Source organism: Desulfosporosinus sp. BICA1-9 (assembly GCF_000802135.1).
Map to the genome: position 1 here is coordinate 15,838 of NZ_JUEE01000064.1, position 19,158 is coordinate 34,995.

The 19,158-nt window shown below is 42.5% G+C and carries 17 protein-coding genes; 2 read left to right on the plus strand and 15 right to left on the minus strand.

The window, feature by feature from the left end:
• Positions 1–457: 457 nt before the first annotated feature.
• The 14 genes from nuoB to JL57_RS08085 all read right to left on the minus strand — a co-directional run bounded on the left by nuoB (position 458) and on the right by JL57_RS08085 (position 15,456).
• Positions 458–955 carry an NADH-quinone oxidoreductase subunit B family protein gene (nuoB, locus tag JL57_RS08020; RefSeq protein WP_034141540.1) on the minus strand — a complete coding sequence of 166 codons (498 nt, stop codon included), beginning with the start codon at positions 953–955 and terminating at the stop codon, positions 458–460.
• An 18-nt stretch (positions 956–973) separates the two neighbouring features.
• The gene (locus tag JL57_RS08025; RefSeq protein ID WP_034141541.1) at positions 974–2,560 is read right to left on the minus strand and encodes an NADH-quinone oxidoreductase subunit C; all 1,587 of its coding nucleotides are present in this window, start codon (positions 2,558–2,560) and stop codon (positions 974–976) included.
• 1 nt (position 2,561) lies between these two features.
• Positions 2,562–4,016: a hydrogenase 4 subunit F gene (locus tag JL57_RS08030; RefSeq protein ID WP_034141542.1), complete on the minus strand. Its 1,455-nt coding sequence runs from the start codon at positions 4,014–4,016 to the stop codon at positions 2,562–2,564.
• Between the two features lie 6 nt (positions 4,017–4,022).
• A complete protein-coding gene (locus tag JL57_RS08035; RefSeq protein WP_034141543.1) occupies positions 4,023–4,676 on the minus strand; it encodes a hydrogenase in 654 nt (217 codons plus the stop codon).
• A gap of 1 nt (position 4,677) precedes the next feature.
• Positions 4,678–5,646, minus strand: coding sequence for a respiratory chain complex I subunit 1 family protein (locus JL57_RS08040; RefSeq protein WP_045691070.1), 969 nt, complete (start codon positions 5,644–5,646; stop codon positions 4,678–4,680).
• Between the two features lie 10 nt (positions 5,647–5,656).
• Positions 5,657–7,594 carry a proton-conducting transporter membrane subunit gene (locus JL57_RS08045; RefSeq protein WP_034141544.1) on the minus strand — a complete coding sequence of 646 codons (1,938 nt, stop codon included), beginning with the start codon at positions 7,592–7,594 and terminating at the stop codon, positions 5,657–5,659.
• A 390-nt stretch (positions 7,595–7,984) separates the two neighbouring features.
• Entirely contained in the window at positions 7,985–8,569 is a 585-nt protein-coding gene (locus JL57_RS08050; protein WP_034141545.1) for a TerD family protein, read from the minus strand.
• Positions 8,570–8,710: 141 nt separating this feature from the next.
• Complete coding sequence (locus tag JL57_RS08055) at positions 8,711–9,289, minus strand: TerD family protein (protein ID WP_034141546.1); 579 nt, start codon at positions 9,287–9,289, stop codon at positions 8,711–8,713.
• Between the two features lie 67 nt (positions 9,290–9,356).
• Complete coding sequence (locus JL57_RS08060; RefSeq protein WP_034141547.1) at positions 9,357–9,992, minus strand: TerD family protein; 636 nt, start codon at positions 9,990–9,992, stop codon at positions 9,357–9,359.
• Positions 9,993–10,271: 279 nt separating this feature from the next.
• On the minus strand, positions 10,272–11,102 hold the full coding sequence (locus JL57_RS08065; protein ID WP_034141548.1) for an HAD family hydrolase: 831 nt from the start codon (positions 11,100–11,102) through the stop codon (positions 10,272–10,274).
• Between the two features lie 16 nt (positions 11,103–11,118).
• Positions 11,119–12,234 (minus strand): cysteine protease StiP family protein, encoded by a 1,116-nt coding sequence (locus JL57_RS08070; RefSeq protein ID WP_366556997.1) that lies wholly within the window; start codon positions 12,232–12,234, stop codon positions 11,119–11,121.
• Between the two features lie 35 nt (positions 12,235–12,269).
• Positions 12,270–13,679, minus strand: a complete 1,410-nt coding sequence (locus JL57_RS08075; RefSeq protein WP_034141549.1) for a phosphoribosyltransferase family protein — start codon at positions 13,677–13,679, stop codon at positions 12,270–12,272.
• On the minus strand, positions 13,630–14,820 hold the full coding sequence (locus JL57_RS08080) for an HpcH/HpaI aldolase/citrate lyase family protein (protein ID WP_034141550.1): 1,191 nt from the start codon (positions 14,818–14,820) through the stop codon (positions 13,630–13,632). Before JL57_RS08080 ends, JL57_RS08075 begins: the two co-directional genes overlap by 50 nt.
• Before the next feature lie 279 nt (positions 14,821–15,099).
• Positions 15,100–15,456, minus strand: coding sequence for a DsrE family protein (locus JL57_RS08085; RefSeq protein ID WP_034141551.1), 357 nt, complete (start codon positions 15,454–15,456; stop codon positions 15,100–15,102).
• Positions 15,457–15,949: 493 nt separating this feature from the next.
• Between JL57_RS08085 and JL57_RS08095 the strand changes: the two genes are divergently transcribed.
• Both JL57_RS08095 and JL57_RS08100 read left to right on the plus strand, forming a co-directional pair.
• The gene (locus tag JL57_RS08095) at positions 15,950–16,825 is read left to right on the plus strand and encodes a radical SAM protein (protein ID WP_034141553.1); all 876 of its coding nucleotides are present in this window, start codon (positions 15,950–15,952) and stop codon (positions 16,823–16,825) included.
• 139 nt (positions 16,826–16,964) lie between these two features.
• Entirely contained in the window at positions 16,965–17,375 is a 411-nt protein-coding gene (locus JL57_RS08100) for a hypothetical protein (RefSeq protein ID WP_034141554.1), read from the plus strand.
• A 247-nt stretch (positions 17,376–17,622) separates the two neighbouring features.
• On the opposite strand, the gene JL57_RS08105 is transcribed toward JL57_RS08100, so the two are convergent.
• Positions 17,623–18,942 (minus strand): AarF/ABC1/UbiB kinase family protein, encoded by a 1,320-nt coding sequence (locus tag JL57_RS08105; RefSeq protein ID WP_034141555.1) that lies wholly within the window; start codon positions 18,940–18,942, stop codon positions 17,623–17,625.
• Positions 18,943–19,158: the final 216 nt, after the last annotated feature.

The following is a 19,158-nucleotide window of genomic DNA, read 5'->3' on the forward strand; positions in this document are numbered from 1 at the left end:
GAACTATTTAAATTACTCTGACAATTGTCACGTCAATTTAATCATAAGCAATAACTTCATAAATATCAATCAGCAGAAATGGCCTTGTTTTGGCTACAATCATGACTTATTGCCGTATTTAAGATATAAACAGCTCATATCCCATGTTATTAACATATATGGCCTAGTTTACCAAATATCCTTATTAAATCTATGTTTAGGGCCAATCCCTAAATTATTACTAATAATCGTCTCACGAAAAAAAGAGCCCCTCAGGCTCTTTTTTTATATCCTATATAAGTCATCCGCTGTCGTTCCAACCTCCGTCGACCAAAGCCAGAGAAAGTTTCTTGGTTTAGTGAGCACTCAAAGCGCCTTTGCGTCAATAAACTCAAACAGTCCCCAAGCGTTCACTCCACTGTTCCGTTCCACCCAAGCTAGAGGAAGTGTCTTAGCTCAGACACTTCCTCCAAACGAGCTAAGACTCTTTCTTCCCCATCATTCCTAGCAGCGCCTTAATTAAATCATCTGGCGTAGGGGGACAACCCGGAACCTTAATATCCACAGGTAATACATTTTCCATTCCACCTGAACTGGCATACGCACCTTTAAAAACTCCACCATTGATGGCACAATCTCCTACGGCCATGACCCACTTTGGGTTGGCCATCGCTTCATAGGTTTCATGAGCAGCATTGACCAACTGTGTGGAGCCGGGCCCAGTGCACATTAAAAGATCTGCATGGCGGGGTGAAGCCACAAAGTCAATGCCAAAATGCTGATGATCGTAAAGAGAATTGCCTAAGGCTGTCATTTCCCAATCACACCCATTACAGGAACCACAAGCAAGGTGCCGAATCTGTAGGGACTGCCTAAAACTAGCTGGCAAATCAGACGATTTTTGCGTTTTCAGCGAATTTTCGCCCATCTCTGTGAGACGTCCCATTTTGATTTTTCGGAACAGCAAATTCAACATGTTATCTCCCCTTTTCGGCTAGCGGTCACAACAACTATAGCACAATTCAAAACTTTTATTGATTAATGGAAAATCCGGGACAATATTGCCTGGTACAGTGAGAGGTACTGCAGGCCAGTTGGCATAACTAGCAGACCGAACCCGGCAACGGTAGATTTTACGTTCTTCATCCAGCATGAGCCAAATAACATCTGTTCCTCTAGGAGACTCTACACACCCCCAAGCTGGAAACAGCGGTCTAATTTGCTCTAGAGCAATTGAGGTTGGCTTATAGTCGAGCTCCGGTCCCTCCATCGCTTGGCACAGTAAAGTATTAAGGAATCGAAAACTCTCTCTAGTTTCCTTAACCCGTACCATTAACCTTGACCAAGCATCTCCATCCTGTTCAACCATAGATTTCACCTTGAGATGGGGATACAGAAGATGGGCATGAAGTTCTCGCCAATCATTGGCTATCCCTGAGGCTCGAGCAGCCGGCCCTGTAACTCCCATTTCGATAGCATTCTCTTGCTTTAATATTCCCGTAGTCACTGCCCTCTGTCTAAAACCGTCATGTTCCAACAGCAAGGGTATCCATGCTTCAAAATCATCCGCTATTTCAATGAGTCGGTTCAGAATGGCTTGACTATCTAGTGCCCAGGGTATCGACTTCATTCCTCCAGGAACAACCACACCTCGTAAGAAGCGGTGACCGAAGAATTCTAGATTTAGGCGCTGAAGCCTTTCTTTGCTTTGCGAACCATTGGCGTTACCTAGGGCAAAGCCTACTCCCGCACACATATTGCCAATATCTCCAATATGATTGTAAGCCCGTTCTAATTCAGCGAGGATCGTTCTCCATAATAAAACCGAGCGTGGAACTTCCAGATTAGCAAGTTTTTCAACCGCCTCACAATAAGCAAGACCATGACTTAGTGCACATACTCCACAAACTCGTTCAATGATGCGCAAGCCATCTTCAATACTTCTTCCTTCAACCAGCTTCTCAATTCCTTTATGAGTATAGAAGAGCTGGGCTTCTAAATGCAGAACTGGTTCCCCAATAGCGTAAAAACGAAAATGCCCCGGCTCAATGATTCCGGCATGAATCGGACCGACTGGAACCTGAAAGATTCCATCGCCATGCATTTCAGGAAATACTAAGGGTGCCCGATCGAACGCACTGCGTTCGTCCCCCACAATATAATCCTTACGCAAGGGATGGAATCCTTTGGGCCAACCCGGATGTAAGACCAAAGAGCGCGGGTCAGGATGTTCGACTGCTTCCAGCCCAAAGAGATCTTGGGCTTCTCTCTCAGACCAATTCAGGGCTGGAAAGATTAAGGCAAGGGTTGGAAATTGATCTTTTATCCCTTTGCCGACTAGAGTCAGCGAAAAATCCTTACCCGGAAAATGGAGAAGCAAGTAAAGACAAAATCCACGCCCCAACTGTCGCTCATCATTGACAACATGGGTCAGCCAAATCGGACGTGGTCGTATATCTAAACAATAAGTCAACACGTCTGGAAGGTCGCTGGGAGCCATCTCAGCGATACCCTCTTGGTTCTTCCACATAACAATCTCAAGGCCCTGATAACTCTGTAAATACTCCTGTAAGCCTAGCATCCTAAACTCCTCCCAATATCACTTCGACGACCTGATTGAGTACCTGATTCAGGCTTTGGGGAATGAATAAGCCTAAGAAAAGGACTACTAAAAGGGGGATTGCCAGAGCAAGTGTGCTGACACTCTCTCCAGGCTGATGCCGGCCGCTTGGCTTCCCATAAAGCATCTGGAGGAAATGATAGAGAAACCCTGCGAATATAACCGTAAGAAATAAAACACTCAAAAAGCCAAGTAGTGGATGGCCTGTTTTAAATAGAGCGGATAAGATAATGACCTCTGAGCGAAACGTTCCAAAAGGGGGCGTGCCAGTGATTGCTAATAAGCCAAGAACCATAATTATCCCAGTGTAAGGCCAGATTTTAAAGATTCCACGCATCCTCGAAATTTGCCTTGTTCCCGTCTTTTGTACCAACCTGCCAACAATGACGAATAGATTTGCTTTGGTAAGTCCATGAAGCAAGAGATGCAACGAGGCCCCCCAGACAGCTTCTCTGGTGCCTAATCCGAAACCGATTGCTAAGATTCCCATGTGTTCAACACTCGAATAGGCCAATAATCGTTTGATATCTTTTTGCAATAAGATAAACCCTACCATAAGCCCCAACGATAATAATCCAAAACTTATGAGTATCGTCCCTACGAAATCCGGACCTAAAGTGGTCAGACGAGCCACACAGTGCCAACGCAAAATGGCATAGAGAGCACAGTTCAGTAAAACTGCGGATAGCAAGGCACTGACGGGTGAAGGTGCCTGACTATGAGCATCAGGAAGCCAAGCATGCATAGGAGCGAATCCAACTTTTGCCCCATAGCCAACGACGGCAAACAAAACACCCAGGCGCAATAAAGTCGGGTCTAACTGACTCGCTACATTAGGGAGCATTCGCCAATCCAACGCACTTAAACTCTGACCCAAGAGCGGTGCCACAGACGCAAAAAGCAACATTGTTCCCAGTAAGGCAAAACTAATACCCACCACACATAAAATCACATATTTCCAAGCAGCTTCAATCGCCTGCTTGTTTCGATAGAAACCAACCAAGAGAGTCGTAGCTAAGGTTGTCCCTTCAATACCTACCCAAATGATGCCCAGATTGGGAGTGCTGACGACCAAAAGCATCGTTGCCATAAAGATCCAGATCCAGAAATAATACCACTTCAACCTCGTTCTCGGAAGTTTCTTTTCTCGAACTTCTTCTTCCATATACCCAAACGAAAATAGAATAACATAGATAGCTATCATGATAATGACGCTAAGAAGCAATACACTCAGTGCATCCCAATATAGTATGCCTGACCCATACCCGTAGGACCCTTGGCTCAACGTTTGTCTGATGGTCCATCCTCCACTCAACGTTAACAACACAAGAGCCACGCTGTTCAATAGTCTTAAGTAGGTTTTCTTTTCCGAAAATAGCATTCCTACTGCCGCGATTACCGCTACTCCAATAAACATCGCATACTATCCTTTCAATGACCTCATGTGATCAACATTTAGAGAATCATACGTTTCCAGCATTTGCTTAGATAAAATACCAATGATGACCATCCCCACAAGAATGTCAAAGGCCGCCCCCAATTCCACTAACAATGGCATCCCTTGGGTTAGGAAAAATCCTGCTAGGAATATCCCATTGTCTATAAGCAGAATTCCTAAAACTTGAACTATAGCGACTTTACGAGTCATCATTAGCAAAAGACCATAGAAAATCAAGGCTATTGCGACGGCTAACCCGTTGCGATAACTGGAGTGAAGTGCCATTAAAGGTTGTGTCACCTCGTAGGCTACCAGGGTTAAGCCTCCGGCAATAACTAAAGACGACGCGCGCTTTAAGTATATCTCACCAACCCACTCTGTCTTTGACTCTTTTAAAACCTGTCGTAAAAGTATGGGGATAATCCCAGCCTTAGCTACTAATAACAGCACTCCGAATATGATGATCTCCGTGGCATGGTTATGGACCCCTTCAGCTATCAAAAGAAGCGAGACAAAAACGGTTTGGATGGTCCACCAATTCAGGGCTTTTTTCACCCGGGCACTATAGACCATTAATAGTCCGCTGACTAAGAGGACAAGTAGTACTAAATTAAGCCCGTTCGCAGAAATACCTACCACTTTAAATCTGCCCCCTTATAATCCAAAGTGAAATTAAGGCTAAAATGGCACAAGCAGCGCCTGTTGCCAAAAAGTGAGGTGCTCGGAAAAGCCGCCTCTTAACGAAGAGACTCTCCACCGTGGCAAAGAAAAATCCTAACGCTGTCACTTTTACGCTAACAAAAACCAAAGCCAAGAGCGCACCTAAAACTCCATTACTAACCGAGACCAAACCACTAGGCCAAATGAAGTGCGCCAATAAAACCAGGAGTAAGAGTTGTTTTAGCTGTTCAGCGAAATTAAGCAGGGCCAGCGACGGTCCGGAATACTCTAGCAGCATCCCTTCATGAACCATCGTTAATTCCAAATGTGTATCCGGATTATCCATGGGTATCCGTCCCATCTCCGCAATACTTACCATCCCTAAGGCTATCAGGGCTAAGATTCGAGAAATATCCAGAGGGGAAAAACTCTGCAATCCAACCGTGATCCCCTGTAAGGAGGTTGTCTCGGTCATAAATGCTAAAACGATTAGCCCTAGAAGTAAGGCTGGTTCCGTTAATAATCCCAGGAAAAGTTCTCTACTGGCACCCATTCCTCCAAACGTTCCTGCCCCCTCTAACCCTGAGAGTGTCAATAACAAGCGTACCAGGCCAAGGCTTGCCCCGAATATAAAGAGGTCCCCCCATATGCTTAACGGCGCCCAGCCCCAAATACCGGGAATAACGAGCCCGGCCATTAATGTGCTAGCTAGAGCAATCCGCGGGGTTAATAGAAAGAGCCAAGAGGCATGTTCAGAGATCAGTTCTTCTTTATTCATTAATTTTCTTAAATCTCGGTAGGGTTGAAGGATTGGTGGGCCCTGACGCATCTGCCAAAACGCTTTACTTTTTTTAATGAAACCTTGGAGAAGCGGAACAGCAACTAAGAAGATTGCCAAATGCCCTATTCCCATCAAAAGACGGGTAAGTATCGTGAATAATTCGTCCATCTCTTCTCTCCTAACGTCCTAAAATCAAAACGACGATGACTGTAACTAATAGGTAGCCTAAATATAGATGGATGCTCCCCGCTTGTAGTTTGCGGATATGAGACGATAGCCAAAGCAACCCGCGTATTACAGGTCGATAGAAACTATCCTCAAAGACTTCTTTGATTTTCCCTTCGTACGTCAGAGAACTCAAACTATAAGGACCTTTAGCAAAATCCCCTTCAACACATCGTTGCGAACCCAATACTTTGGCAAAAAGGACTCGAATGGGATTTGTTAATCCACCGGCAGTATACTGTAAACTCGGTGTTAAGGGCGCACCGCAGTTCCAAGTTGCCGTAACTCTATGAATCCCTCGTTTACTTAGAATCACGACGCAGACCGTGAGAAGAATCAGCAGGATTAGGTAGACCGAGGAAAGGTTAAGCGGTGTCCCAAGGGCTGACCGTATTCCTACCATGTCACTGGGTCTTAGAACTGAAAGAGGTACATTGATGATGGCTAAGGTCCCTGAGGGGAATAGTACACTTAAAACCGCTAATCCTCCAGCAATTAAGGGTGTAATATACTGAACAGGGTTTGCTTCTTTAGCCTTTTCTGCCACTGAGGAGCGGGCTTGTCCAAGGAAAGAAATTCCAAACCACTTGACGAACGTGGCAATCGACAATCCACCTACCAGAGCGAGAACCCCAATCGACAACGGCAAGAAGACTTTACTCCAGCCATTGGCAAGTTCGGCTGTATTCACCCATAGAGATTGGAGAAGCATTAATTCTCCCCAGAACCCACCAAGCGGGGGTAATGCTGTAATACCTATGATTCCGATCAGGGCTGCTAAACCCGTCTTGGGCATGCGTTTGAGCAATCCACCCAAGCGTTCAAGATTTCGGGCATGGGTTGTCTGGATGATATTCCCAGCTCCCATAAACAGCAACGATTTGAAAAGCATATGTTGCATAGTGTGCCAAAAGAAAGCAACCAGTGCTAGATCCATTGCCCAAGCATGATTCCAGGATCTTGCCAGCAAGGCACTGCCTAAAGCTATGCCAAGGATTCCGACATTCTCTATCGTGGAATAAGCGAGTAATTTTTTGAGATCCGACTGCACAGAAGCTGATAATATCCCTACTAGGGCTGAGATTGCGCCAACGATCAAAAATAACCAACCCCACCAAATCGGGCCAGGTCCTAAAGTCAACCAGACCAATCTTATAAAGAGATAGAGCGCAACTTTTACCATCACACCAGACATCAGGGTAGATACTGGACTTGGGGCAGCCGAATGGGCATAAGGCAGCCAAATGTGAAATGGAACAAAGCCGGCTTTGGTGCCGAAGCCAATAAAGAAAGCAAGAAAAATTAAATTTAGCTCAATTGTGGAAAGTGAGGGAACCGCAACTGCCCATACTTCAAAAGCAAAACTTCCTGTCAAAGCATATAAATATAAAATTGCCGTGGTCAATAATACCGTTGCGACATGGGTCATGACAAAGTATATATAAGCAGACTTACGATTTTGAGGGTCTTCATGTTCGTAGAGTACTAAGAAGAATGAGAACAGGGACATCATTTCCCAAGTTAATAAAAAGGTGAAGCCATCATTCGCTAGTAATACGCCAAACATACTGGCAAGAAATAAAAACCAATTAACTAAAAAAGGCCAGAGTGACTTGTTCTTTTCTTGATACTCCTTGAGGTATCCCAGGGCATAAAGAGAGGCTAGGCCTTGCCCCAAGAGCAAGATAAAAAGGAAGAATACCGTTAGTCCATCCAATTTCCAGGTTAGTGAAAGTCCCGCTCCAGCGTCCGTAAAGAATCTTAATCCGGTTTTAATCCACTCCTCACCTCTAGAAGTTAAAAATGTTCCCCAGATGAGTCCCGCTCCAGCCAATATAACACTTAAACCCATAAATAATTGGCGAACGATTTGGCTCTCCTTATTAACCATTAATGCTTTCCCCCTGATCAAGATTGTGACATTTTTCATTAGCCTAAAAAGCGAGTATCCCCAAAATAATAAACAATTATTCCATTATTTGCAACCCCCATAAACAATGTTTATACACCCGATTTATACTTAATCATCAATTTTTCTTAAATATCTACCATTATTCTTCTATTTTCAGAATTTTAATTATCTATCTAATAATAACCTTCATCAGTGGTATGCAACGGCATGGAGTGTAAGGGGAACATGTGTAACGGGGACAGTCCTTTTAACACATTAATGTGTCAAAAGGGCCGTCCCCGTTACACACACCCACCTGTTAAACAGAAGAAAGAAAGAGACGCCCAAAATTTCTTTAGAGCGTCTCTCTTCTTCGTCATTAGTCGTATTCTAACCTACTTGTAAACCATAGTTTGAGCACAGCGCGCTTAAACCACCTGAGAAACCATTGCCCACAGCATTGAACTTCCATTCCCCTTGGTGACGGTAAAGTTCGCAAACGACGAGGGCAGTTTCCACAGAAAAATCTTCCCCTAAATCATAGCGCATGACTTCTTTTCCGTCAGTTTCATTGACAACGCGCACAAAAGCATTCGATACTTGACCAAAATTCTGTCCCCTGGCAATCGCATCATGAATGGTAACCGTAAAAGCAATTTTATCAACATGGGCAGGTACTATGCCAAGATCAACTTTAACTTGTTCATCATCTCCATCACCTGCACCCGTGAGATTATCACCCGTATGATTTACAGACCCATTTCCGCCGGAAAGATTATTATAATAGATGAAATCTTCTATACCCCCAGCTTTACCATTTTTATCAAGTAAGAATACCGAAGCATCTAAGTCAAAATCTGATCCACCTGAATACTTATTCGTATCCCACCCTAAGCCAACAATAATGTTTTTCAGCCCAGGGTTTCCCTTTGTGAGATCAATCTTCTGTCCTTTTTGCAAACTTATAACCGCCATAAAAACACTTCCTTCTATTCTATTTCGGCACATAACACTAAAACAAAGTTATTAAAGTAGGAAGTTTAGAAATACGTGCATCGTGCATCGTGCATCGTGCATCGTGCATCGTGCATCGTGCATCGTGCATCGTGCATCGAATTATACGTCTAACCCAAAATCTTTGCATAGTCCGGCTAGACCGTTTTGATAGCCACTGCCGATTGCATTAAACTTCCATTCAGCATTATTGCGATAAAGCTCACCCACCACAACTGCTGTCTCAATCGAGAAGTCTTCGCCGAGGTCATAACGGATTAGTTCCTCGCCTGATGCTTCATTGATAACACGCACATAAGCATTGGACACTTGACCAAAGTTCTGATTGCGTTCTGCCGCCTCGTGGATCGTAATCCCAAAGGTGATCTTGGCAACGTTGCTAGCTACAGTAGCTAGGTCAACTTTAATTTGCTCGTCATCCCCATCTCCTGCACCAGAACGATTATCACCCGTATGTGTCACTGCGCCATCTGGGCTCTTCGGGTTATTAAAAAAGATAAAGTTCTTCTCATCGGCAACTTTTCCTTCAGGACTTAACATAAATACTGAGGAATCTAGATCAAAGTCCTTTCCGCCATCATACTTGTTGACATCCCACCCTAGACCAATAATGATTTTTGTAAGACCCGGATTAGTTTTAGTAAGATCGACTTTTTGACCCTTTTGTAAACTAATAGCCATTTTTATATCCCCCTTTAATATTTCTTTTTTCCAAAGACCCTCACTTTAATAAGCAGAGGTTCTAAGTTTATTGATATCGACGAATGAGCTCACTTAAGGATGCATCATTTGTGCCTTGGCCCAAGGCAGCAAATTTCCACTCATTATTATGACGATAAACCTCTGCAACCACTAAACTCGTTTTACCAGCATAACTTTCTGTTAAATTGTACCGACAAAACTCTTGTCCATTAACTGGATTGACAACCCGAATGAAGGCATTGGCAATTAGTCCAAAGTCCTGTTTGCGTTTAACGCAATCGTAAATATTAACCACAAAAACAATCTTTTGAACACTACTAGGGACACTGCTGAGTTCTACCTGAATTTGTTCATCGTCTCCATCGCCGGCTCCTGTAAGGTTATCTCCACTGTGTTTGACACTTTTGTCGCCGCTTTGCAAATTACCAAAGTAGACCAAACGATCTTTAGAAGTAAGCTTGTCCTGAGCATCAAGCAGGATTGCTGAAGCATCGCAGTCAATTGCTGTAGTAGAACCTCCTCCTCCGCCGCCAAACAAGCCTCCGAGAAGTCCACCTGATTTTGGTTTTGATGAGGAAGATGATACTTCATCCCAGCCTAGACCCACCATGATTTTAGATAAGCCAGGATTTCCTTTGGTTAAATCAATTTTTTGTCCTTTTTGCAAGTTGATACCGGCCATAAATAATCCCCCTTTTTTGAATTAAACCCTATGTATAATACTCTTTTCTTCATTTCCTTACGATTTCCTCTTATTTAGCGTGATGAATGTAGAAATGATGGATTACTCGTATATTATCACATGAGAGCTTTAGGAAAATACGCATTTAACAAATTTCACATAACTTTCACATCTTTGCCTTAGATTTCTAAATTAATAATTGAACATCCTCCGCCAATCTTTGTTGAATAAGAAGTTACCAATGTTTCCCATTAATATAATGTACAATAGACCAATATTTTATACTACGGCCAGCTTGTAAAGCTCCCTAACCACACATTCTAAGATTTCTTCGGCGGCTTCTATGCCACTCTTTTGAGTAAAACGTATATGCTCAGGGTTCATCATTTTTTGAGCATATTGTGAAAATATCTCCCCATGTGCTGGGGCAATGGCAAGATTCGCTGCTTTAAGCATCTCTAAATCCAGTAATGAATCTCCAGCAGCAAGCACACTCTTCACGTTTTCATTTTGCTTGATATATTGGATAGCCGCCTTTTTGTTGACATTAATGGGGACCAGATAGAGTTTTCGCCCTTGAACCGATAACTCCCAGTTATGATCACTCGCCCATAATTTAAAAGCCGCTAATTCCGTGAGGGGGATTTTTTCTCGATCAACCAGACAGTAATAAAATAGATCATCGGCGAGTTTACCGGAATCTTTGATTACCCAGGAGGGGTGTGCTATTTCCTCAAATTCCTCGACAAGATCGCGAGTAGCCAGACAAAGATCTCTGCCAGCTAAAACATGTCTCTTCCAATCAAGATCTTCTACGCCTCGATTAAAGATTGTTCCACCATTACTGGTGACCGCGTATTGATGTGAGATGTTATAGTCACGAAAATTAATCCGCTCGTATTGAATGACGGTGCGTGTTGTAACCGGCACAAAAAATAGTCTGTGCGAAATTTCTTTCAGCATACTCAATGCTTTTTGAGTCATAAAGGAAATATATTGATGATCCAACCACTCGACAGGTCGCATTTGTTGGATTTCGAGGGGCTCTTTATCGATTAACATCCGATGCGAATAAATTAAGGTTTGATCTAAGTCACTGGCAAATAACATTAATTAGACTCCTCCATCAAAGTTGCCTCACAATACCACAACAGGAATAGGTAAGATCAGGATATTCCTCAACTGGAACTCCTTTATCTTCACACAATAGAAGAATATGTTTTAAATTTGGATTGGTAAGGGTATCAACCAACACTCGCTCCGGTAGTCGCCTTAATAGAACCCTTGTAGTTTCTCCTATACCCGGTTTAATAAAGTTTATATCAGTGATCTGAAACTTTTCTTGGATACCCTTCAAGGCTTTTAGGCCTTGCCAGGTAACCCTTCCTTCAAGATCGCCAGTCTCTACTCCATTCAGAGGCTGTCCAAGGTCTTTGAACTCGGCAGAGATTCGGTCGACGAAGAGATTTGAGACTTCTTCTTTCAAGAGTTCTTCGTAGAAACGAACCCCATGAAACTCATTTTCTCCGATCAGATCCTTCCGAAAAACCGTTCGACTCACTAATCCTGAAACCGTCGAATTAAGACAGGCACTAGGAATTAAAAAGTCTTCTCTGGTTCCAAAGGTCTTTACGCAATAGCCTGGATCAGCGAGAACTGCTAAATCGTTATCCAATTCGTACCCATATTTTGCTCTAAACTCCGTGCAGGCCTCTTTTAAAACACTGGTGATGGCACCCTTACCTGTCCAACCATCAATAAATTGAATCTTGGAGTCGGGATAATTCTGCAGGATATAAAGTATGGCATTTTCGTCGATGCCTCTACCCCTAATGATTGAAATGCTAAAGTGAGGTAAATCCAAGTCATGTATTTCTAAGAGATAACGTTTAATTAAGACGCCGATGGGCGTACCAGCACGGGCCAGTGAGACAAGGACCAGGTTAGAACCTTTTCTCTTTAAGATAAGTTCTGATACTACCCTCACTGCCTCTGCGACCTTGTGAGCGCTCTCGTGCAGCGTCTGATGGAAAATCTCAAGATATTCCTGGGTCGGTTCATATTCTATCGGCAGCATCTCCGAGTAGTGACCACCCGACTGAATTCGCCTCTCACGAGTTTCTAAATCGGTTTCTGTTAATAAACCATTGAGATTTTTCAGCAGAAAGATGACATCATGAGGGTTATAACATCCCATGGGCGACGGATCGGGAATACGATCCAAGGTCTTTTGATTAATCACCCAATTCAAACCACCTTTCTTCCAAAGCAATACCCCTAACCATGAACTGATCCTGATTCCCTTGAAGCGCAAATGACTAACACCAATCTCGGGATCCCTAATTCGCGAACTGTCGCAAACAGCGGCAGCAATCGTTCTTGACTAACATCCCTTTCAAGGAACAAATAGACTTCTTCATAATAATTCAAAGGCACATTGTACACATAATTAGTAAGACTCGACTCATCTGGACTCTCAAAGGCAAAGCCATTTTGAATCGCGTAGTTTGGTTTGGCAAAGGGATAAATAGGACTCCTTGTGGTGGAGTGATAGCGTATTCCCTCTCCCATATAAGCAGAAACGAGCATCGGAAAATACATGAATTCACCCGTTCCTAAACAAAGCGTCTTCTTACTGGTCCGGTCTTCTCCTAGTTCTTCCCCAAACTTTCTGGCTAAGGGCAGCGCCTTCAAATTATCCTGGCTTGACAAACCAAATCGTCCCGTTAATTGTAAAAAGGGCGATGGGTTTTTTTGCCCTGCTAAGTCTTCAGAGTAAACTGCCACGAGATCCGAAATGTTCAGGGATTTTAGTTCTGGAAAACTCTTAATCTCCGCTAAACAATCCGACCTCAAACTTGATTTTACGTGATCAGTCTTTTCAGGGTCGGAGTCACCGGTTACCGTTATTTCCCCTTCCATTAGAGCAATCGTGTGGATTTTCGTGTCAAGTTGTTGCTCTAGCTCCTTAAAATCGGTTCGGTTTTCGCTAGTTCTCCAATCCAAAAGCGACAATACCACGTATTCTTTTTTCGGATAGTTGTTATGGATTGCTCTAATTATATTTCGAGCTGTATTACCGGTGGTTATCTCATCATCCACTAGAACAATGGTTTCAGAAGTTTTCAATATCTCCCTGTCCAAGGGATAGCAACGATGATTAACTGCGTGAGAATGGTCTTCGCTAAAGTTAAGCTCAGATTCTAAGAGGGGTATCTGTTCACGGGTTGTGTGCAGATAGTGTGCATTATCGAAGATGCTAAATACCGCATGCCCTAGTCCTGTTGCCGTTTCAGCGAAACCGATGAACAACGTTTTCTTAGGCAGTGGAACTAGAGGTCTGCCGATCACCGTCTGATACACATTTTTCGCTTCTTGATAACCCTTTAAAGCCTGAATAATCCCTAGAGTATCCGTGTGGTCCACGCCGTTAATTTCACTTGAAAACTGAACGCCAAGAGCAACTCCGGCAAGTAAAGGAACAAAGGGATCGACAGGTACATGTTTACCTAAGACATTGCTAACAAACAAAAAACTCCGTTTCTTGTTCTTCCTTGCAGCAAGAGAAAATAAGGTTTGTGGCTCGATATCGAAGGGATTGTTTAAGAGGCTAACCTTAACCCTTTGTCCTTGCAGATTATACGTAAATATCTTCGGTGAAGAGACTAATGAAATTGTGTTGTTCATGAAATACTCCATAATTCTTTGCTCGTAACAGCATTTTCTGGGCCCAATTATAATGTGGTTTGATCTCATTCATTTTATTGGTATACTGGCTTTTCATAACGCCTTTTGTTTCATTGCCAATAATGCTGAGTGCATCTAAATACTCTTCATACCCCACAATATATAAGGATTGGACGGGGATAATATGACTCGGATGAATGATGGTTTTGCCAATGATCCCATTTTCTCTGTCTAAGATTACTTCACGAATTAAACCATCAACATACTTATTTAAGAGCATGCTTCTGATTTTTGCTCTATTATTCCCATCGATATCATGAAATTCTTCAAAGGGGCTCTTGCGAAGCTGTGGTTTGAGGACTCTACCTCCATTTGAGAAGTACTCCCATACGGGTCCAGAGACTATGTACCCACTGCCAACTCGCCCAAAAATGTTAATAATATCTGCAATGCAATCACGGATCACCGTAATATCATAGATTGTTACATCCGGTCCCCTGCGGATTCCATAATGCCCGGAAAAATCCGTTGCCCCAATTCGCACATTTAAAACTAAGTCGTGATAGGTTTCCAATAAGCTCTTGATTTCCATCAGTTCCTTTAAGCGTGATTCACGATAAATAACCTCAGGACTTTCAATGATCGGCATACCATAAAACGGCCCAATTCTTTGATCATTAAGATGCTTGATAACTTCAAAATATTTAAAGCTTTGGGAGGTGAATTTGGGAAAGATAAACCCCGTAATCAGCTTTGCAGCGTCTCCCATTTCCTCTGTCAGCCTAAGGATTTGTTCAGGATTCCTGACCCGAATGAAGATCAGCGGCAGGTCAGCAAAGTCGATCTCTTGATGAATTAAGGCCAAATGGATCTTCTTGACTTGGGTTATGATATTTTTCTCCGCTACAGGCACCTCAGAATCTCCAATCGAATCCTCTAAACAAAACACAGTAGAAGCGAGTCCAATGTTTTTCTTAGTAATAATATCAATGGCGATGGTTTCTCTAGTTCCAGGCATATATAGCGTAGCCCCTAGGGCATACGAAAGAATTTCTCGGGGCGTATCTTTATCAAATGGCTCTGGTACTTTGAAAAAAGTTGCTTCCCTACCCTCATTAGATAAGTAATTAAAATGCCTCATTAAATCGTACCCACGTTTTTAAAGAGTACTTCTCTCCTTCCTCTGATCAAACATTACTATCTTATGGCTAAACATGCCTTAAGTCTACTACAAAATCAATCATCTTTTATTAAAAATAGATTAAATTATTGTTAAATCTTGGATTGAAAACATAATTAAAAGCTTTAGGGGATGTAAAAAGAACCCGATCAAACGATTTGTTAAAGCGAGTTCCTTTCAATGCCATCTTCAACTGACATATCTTAGCGATCATGCTGCTTAACTACTATAGCATTCAATCTAGAATGTGAATACTTTGGATTCCGTTGCTAAGTCAATGAGGTGGGCAGCCGTCGATAACTTAGCTCCTGGGATATATTCATCTTCACTATAAAGTCTAGTTCTAGCACATGGTGTACAAATAAAGAACGCTACTTTATTCTCAATCAAATAATCGAGATACGGTTTAGCCCCATCTCCAGTCGGTGCCTTAACATTATCTGCTAAGCCCATCACTGCATAGACAACAGCGTCATCAACTAAGAAAATATTCACTTCATGACCTTTTTCTTTGGCCACCTTCGCCAGCTGAAAGGCCCGGGTAGCACGGGTAGGATCCTCAAGTCCACGACTTAAGACAAAAAGAAATTTTTCCAAGGTGATCCCTCCTTAAGTTTCAAGTTATTAAGGGTATTGAATAGTTGCCCTTAAAATCTATCAATATTCTATTTCTCTTCCTGAACAATAAATCCTGCCTATCACGAAAATTTTCCTTAATATGTTAAACGCTAAGATGCAAAAACTTCAAACCCACCAATAATTGCAGCTTTACGGACTAAACAATTACCACTTAGTCGGAGCGACATGATTTGAACATGCGACCTTATGATTCGACCGTATCAACCATGCCTACCGTTCCCCAGGGCTTGGTTGAACAACTTTTCTAATATCTTATTAAGTTTCCCTGTACCCAAAAGAAGGAAAATCAGTGCGTCGTCGCTAACTAAACAAGATAAGTATTTTAGTGATATTAAAGTAGCGATTTTTTGATTGAGAGCATGCGTAAGTGTATGAGTATGAGTATGAGTATGAATAACAGTATAAGTGAGATAAGGAGAGCTAATCCTAATTTGAAGAGGGAGGGTTAACCATGTTTTACGAAGGAGCAATTTACCGACCACCAAGCGAGGCTTCGAGTCTCATTCTCCAAGTGACTGTGGGCTGCCGGCACAATCACTGTACCTTTTGTAGTTCGTTTAAAGGAAAATCTTATCGAGCGAAAAGCCGCACAGAAATTACTGAAATAATTGCAGAAGGTTTCAAGATGGACCCTTACGCCGAACGAATTTTTCTGGCCGACGGAGATGCTTTAGCCTTAGATATGGACCTATTACTCGATATCCTTAAAGAACTCTACCAGAGGTTTACACATCTAAAACGCGTAGGCATCTATGGTGCACCCAAAGATATCTTAGAAAAATCCCTCGAGGAATTAGTCTTACTCAGAGAACATGGACTTCACATCATTTACTTAGGTGTAGAAAGCGGAAGCGCCGAAGTTCTTTATCAGATGAAAAAAGGCGTAACCCCTCAGGAAATGATCACCGCGGGACAGCGGGTTGTAACCAGTGGTATAAAATTATCGTGCACAGTCATTCTGGGTCTCGGTGGAACGAACTATTCTAATGAACATGCTCTGGAAACGGCCAAGGTCCTCAGTGCCATTGATCCCCACTATTTAGGGACACTGACGCTAATGATCGAACCCGCTGCCCCCCTGAGCAGACAAGTGGCCGCGGGGACCTTTAAGCTACTCAACCCTTGGGAGATTCTTCAAGAACTCGAGCTGATGATTCAGCATCTAGATGTTCAAGATTGTGTCTTCCGCTCTAATCACGCCTCGAACTACCTTCCCCTCAAGGCGCATCTCCCTTTCGAAAAAGAGGCCTTACTAGGAACCATAGCAAATGTTATTAGACAAAGCCGCGAGGAACTATTGAAACCTGAAAAATGGCGGAGACTTTGATGGGTGGCATGGTGGACCTGGAATCTAATAGTAAGCATTAAGAAAAAGAAAATGAAACTTTCATAATAAACCATCAAATTCATTTTTATACGTTATGCTGTATAATAAACAAAAAATGAATTTTGAGGTGTTAATAATAATGTCCATAGAGATTGAAGATATAGAAAAGATGATTAAAACCTGTCAAACCATCTTGGAGTCTTGTGACAAACCTTTTGTCTGGGAAGAAGAAGGTACCTATCAATATGGCAACTATAAAAAGCCTTTTAATCTTGTTCTGCCGCATCAACAGATCGATAATGAGTTACATAATTTATTGGAATCATTTTCAGGCTCCGAATATTTGTACGATCAGATTCAAGCAACTTGTACCCTTGATGAGGAATGGATGGAGTCTGGAACTTACGGCTTGGATAGAGATTTTACCTGTTACTTCCGTAGATTTACCCTAAAACCGGAATATGTAGAGCAAGTCAATACCTATTTTAGGAATCGTCTGAGCGAATTGCAGAAGAGCAAACGTGAAATAGGAATACCTAATGACAAGTGACTATAAAGAGAAAACCAACTCATCGTTTCTAAAAGCAACCTATAGTTGCTTTAATTCCAATCTGAGGTTAGATAAATATTCCTACTTCGCTTTATCCTACTGTGAATATCAACCTTAGAACCAATTCACTCCCTTTGCGCTATAATAAATATCCAACAAGTTCCATGAAACCTTTTCCGCCTAGTGCTATTATTTCATTATTTGGAAGGATCTCTTGTCCGGACAGGATACAGGTTCTCGTGTCTGTCTACCTCGTTCCCCAAATTCTTTCCCATAAATTCAACAAATCAAACTTCCCCCAAATAAACCTTCGACTAAAGGGCTTGGCTTGTTCAACCAAGCTTATATTAGGATCTAGCTCGTTTAGAATTCCCTCAAGGGTTATCAAGGATTTACCTACGAGGATGAATTCAGAAGGAATATGAATTCCATGGCGAAAGATGATATTAAAAAAGTCCTGAATAGATTCACCCATGGCAAGTTTCCTCGAGGGTCCTTTTAAATGTTTATGACGCAAGGCAGAAATATCCGTTTGGAAGGCCAGCTTATCAGCCTGCTCAGATACAATGCCCATTTGCGAGATTGTCTCCAAAATCAAAGCATTATTTCCCCGGATCAGTGCTGACATTAGTGACAAGATCTGACCCCTCATAGTACGGGTTAGATGTCCTGTTATCCCAAAATCAAGCAAGGCAATTTTTTCCCCAGGTAAAATTAAAATATTGCCAGGATGAGGATCGCCGTGAAAACAGCCCACCAGAAGAATTTGCTGGAGAAGTGCTTTGCTTAAGCGATCGGCGATCCGATGAACATCATAAGCTGCCTCTTGAGAACCTATAATGTGATGTAACGGAATCCCTGAAATATACTCCATAGTTAACACTGAGGGCTGCGTTAATTCCCAGTAAATCTTCGGTATCAGAATATGGGGATTGTTTATGCTTACTTTTGATAGTTTCTCGGCATTTCGCCCCTCATTTACAAAATCCAGTTCTCCCTTAATCGTATTGGAAAACTCTTCAAGCAGCATACGAAGAGGGTAGCGTTTTCCCCACTGAGTTCTCTGTTCAATTTGATCGACAAAGATTTGAAATATTTCTAAATCCGTTTGAACAGTCTCACGAAGATGTGGGCGCTGCACTTTCACGGCCACTCTTTCTCCATTGTGCAGAACAGCCTGATGGACTTGCCCAATCGACGCTGCCGCCAGAGGGACAGGATCAAATTCATGATAGGCTGACTCTAGGCGAGACTTTAAGGATTCTTCGACCACTCGTCGCACTACCTCAAAGAAAAGCGGGTGAACCCTGTCTTGGAGCTTCGCTAATTCTTGAACAATGGGTTGCGGCAGAAGATCCGATCGAGTACTCGCTAGTTGTCCTACTTTTACAAAAGCTGGACCAAGTTCCGCACATGCATTTCTTAGATGCACTCCAACGAGTGCTAAGTTTTCCTCCTGCATTGGCCTAAGATTCCCCGAGAAGAGCATATAACCCAAGCCATGTCGGATGAGTACGGAAAGGATCTCGTAGTAACGGGTAAAATGTCTCGCAGATATTTCATACATACTGAATGCTCTCCGTTTCTTAAAGGACTATTATATAGTTATGGAACTTTAATGGTAACGTGACAGCGACTCTATCGAGTCCACCAAAGATTAACAATACCCCCCATTACTTTACAAACAATGCAAAGTGAATGGAGGGTAGCATCAAGAACATAAGAGCCAAATTAAAGTCCCACTGCTACGCCCAAGAGTTATGGTAGAACCCATAATTTTCTT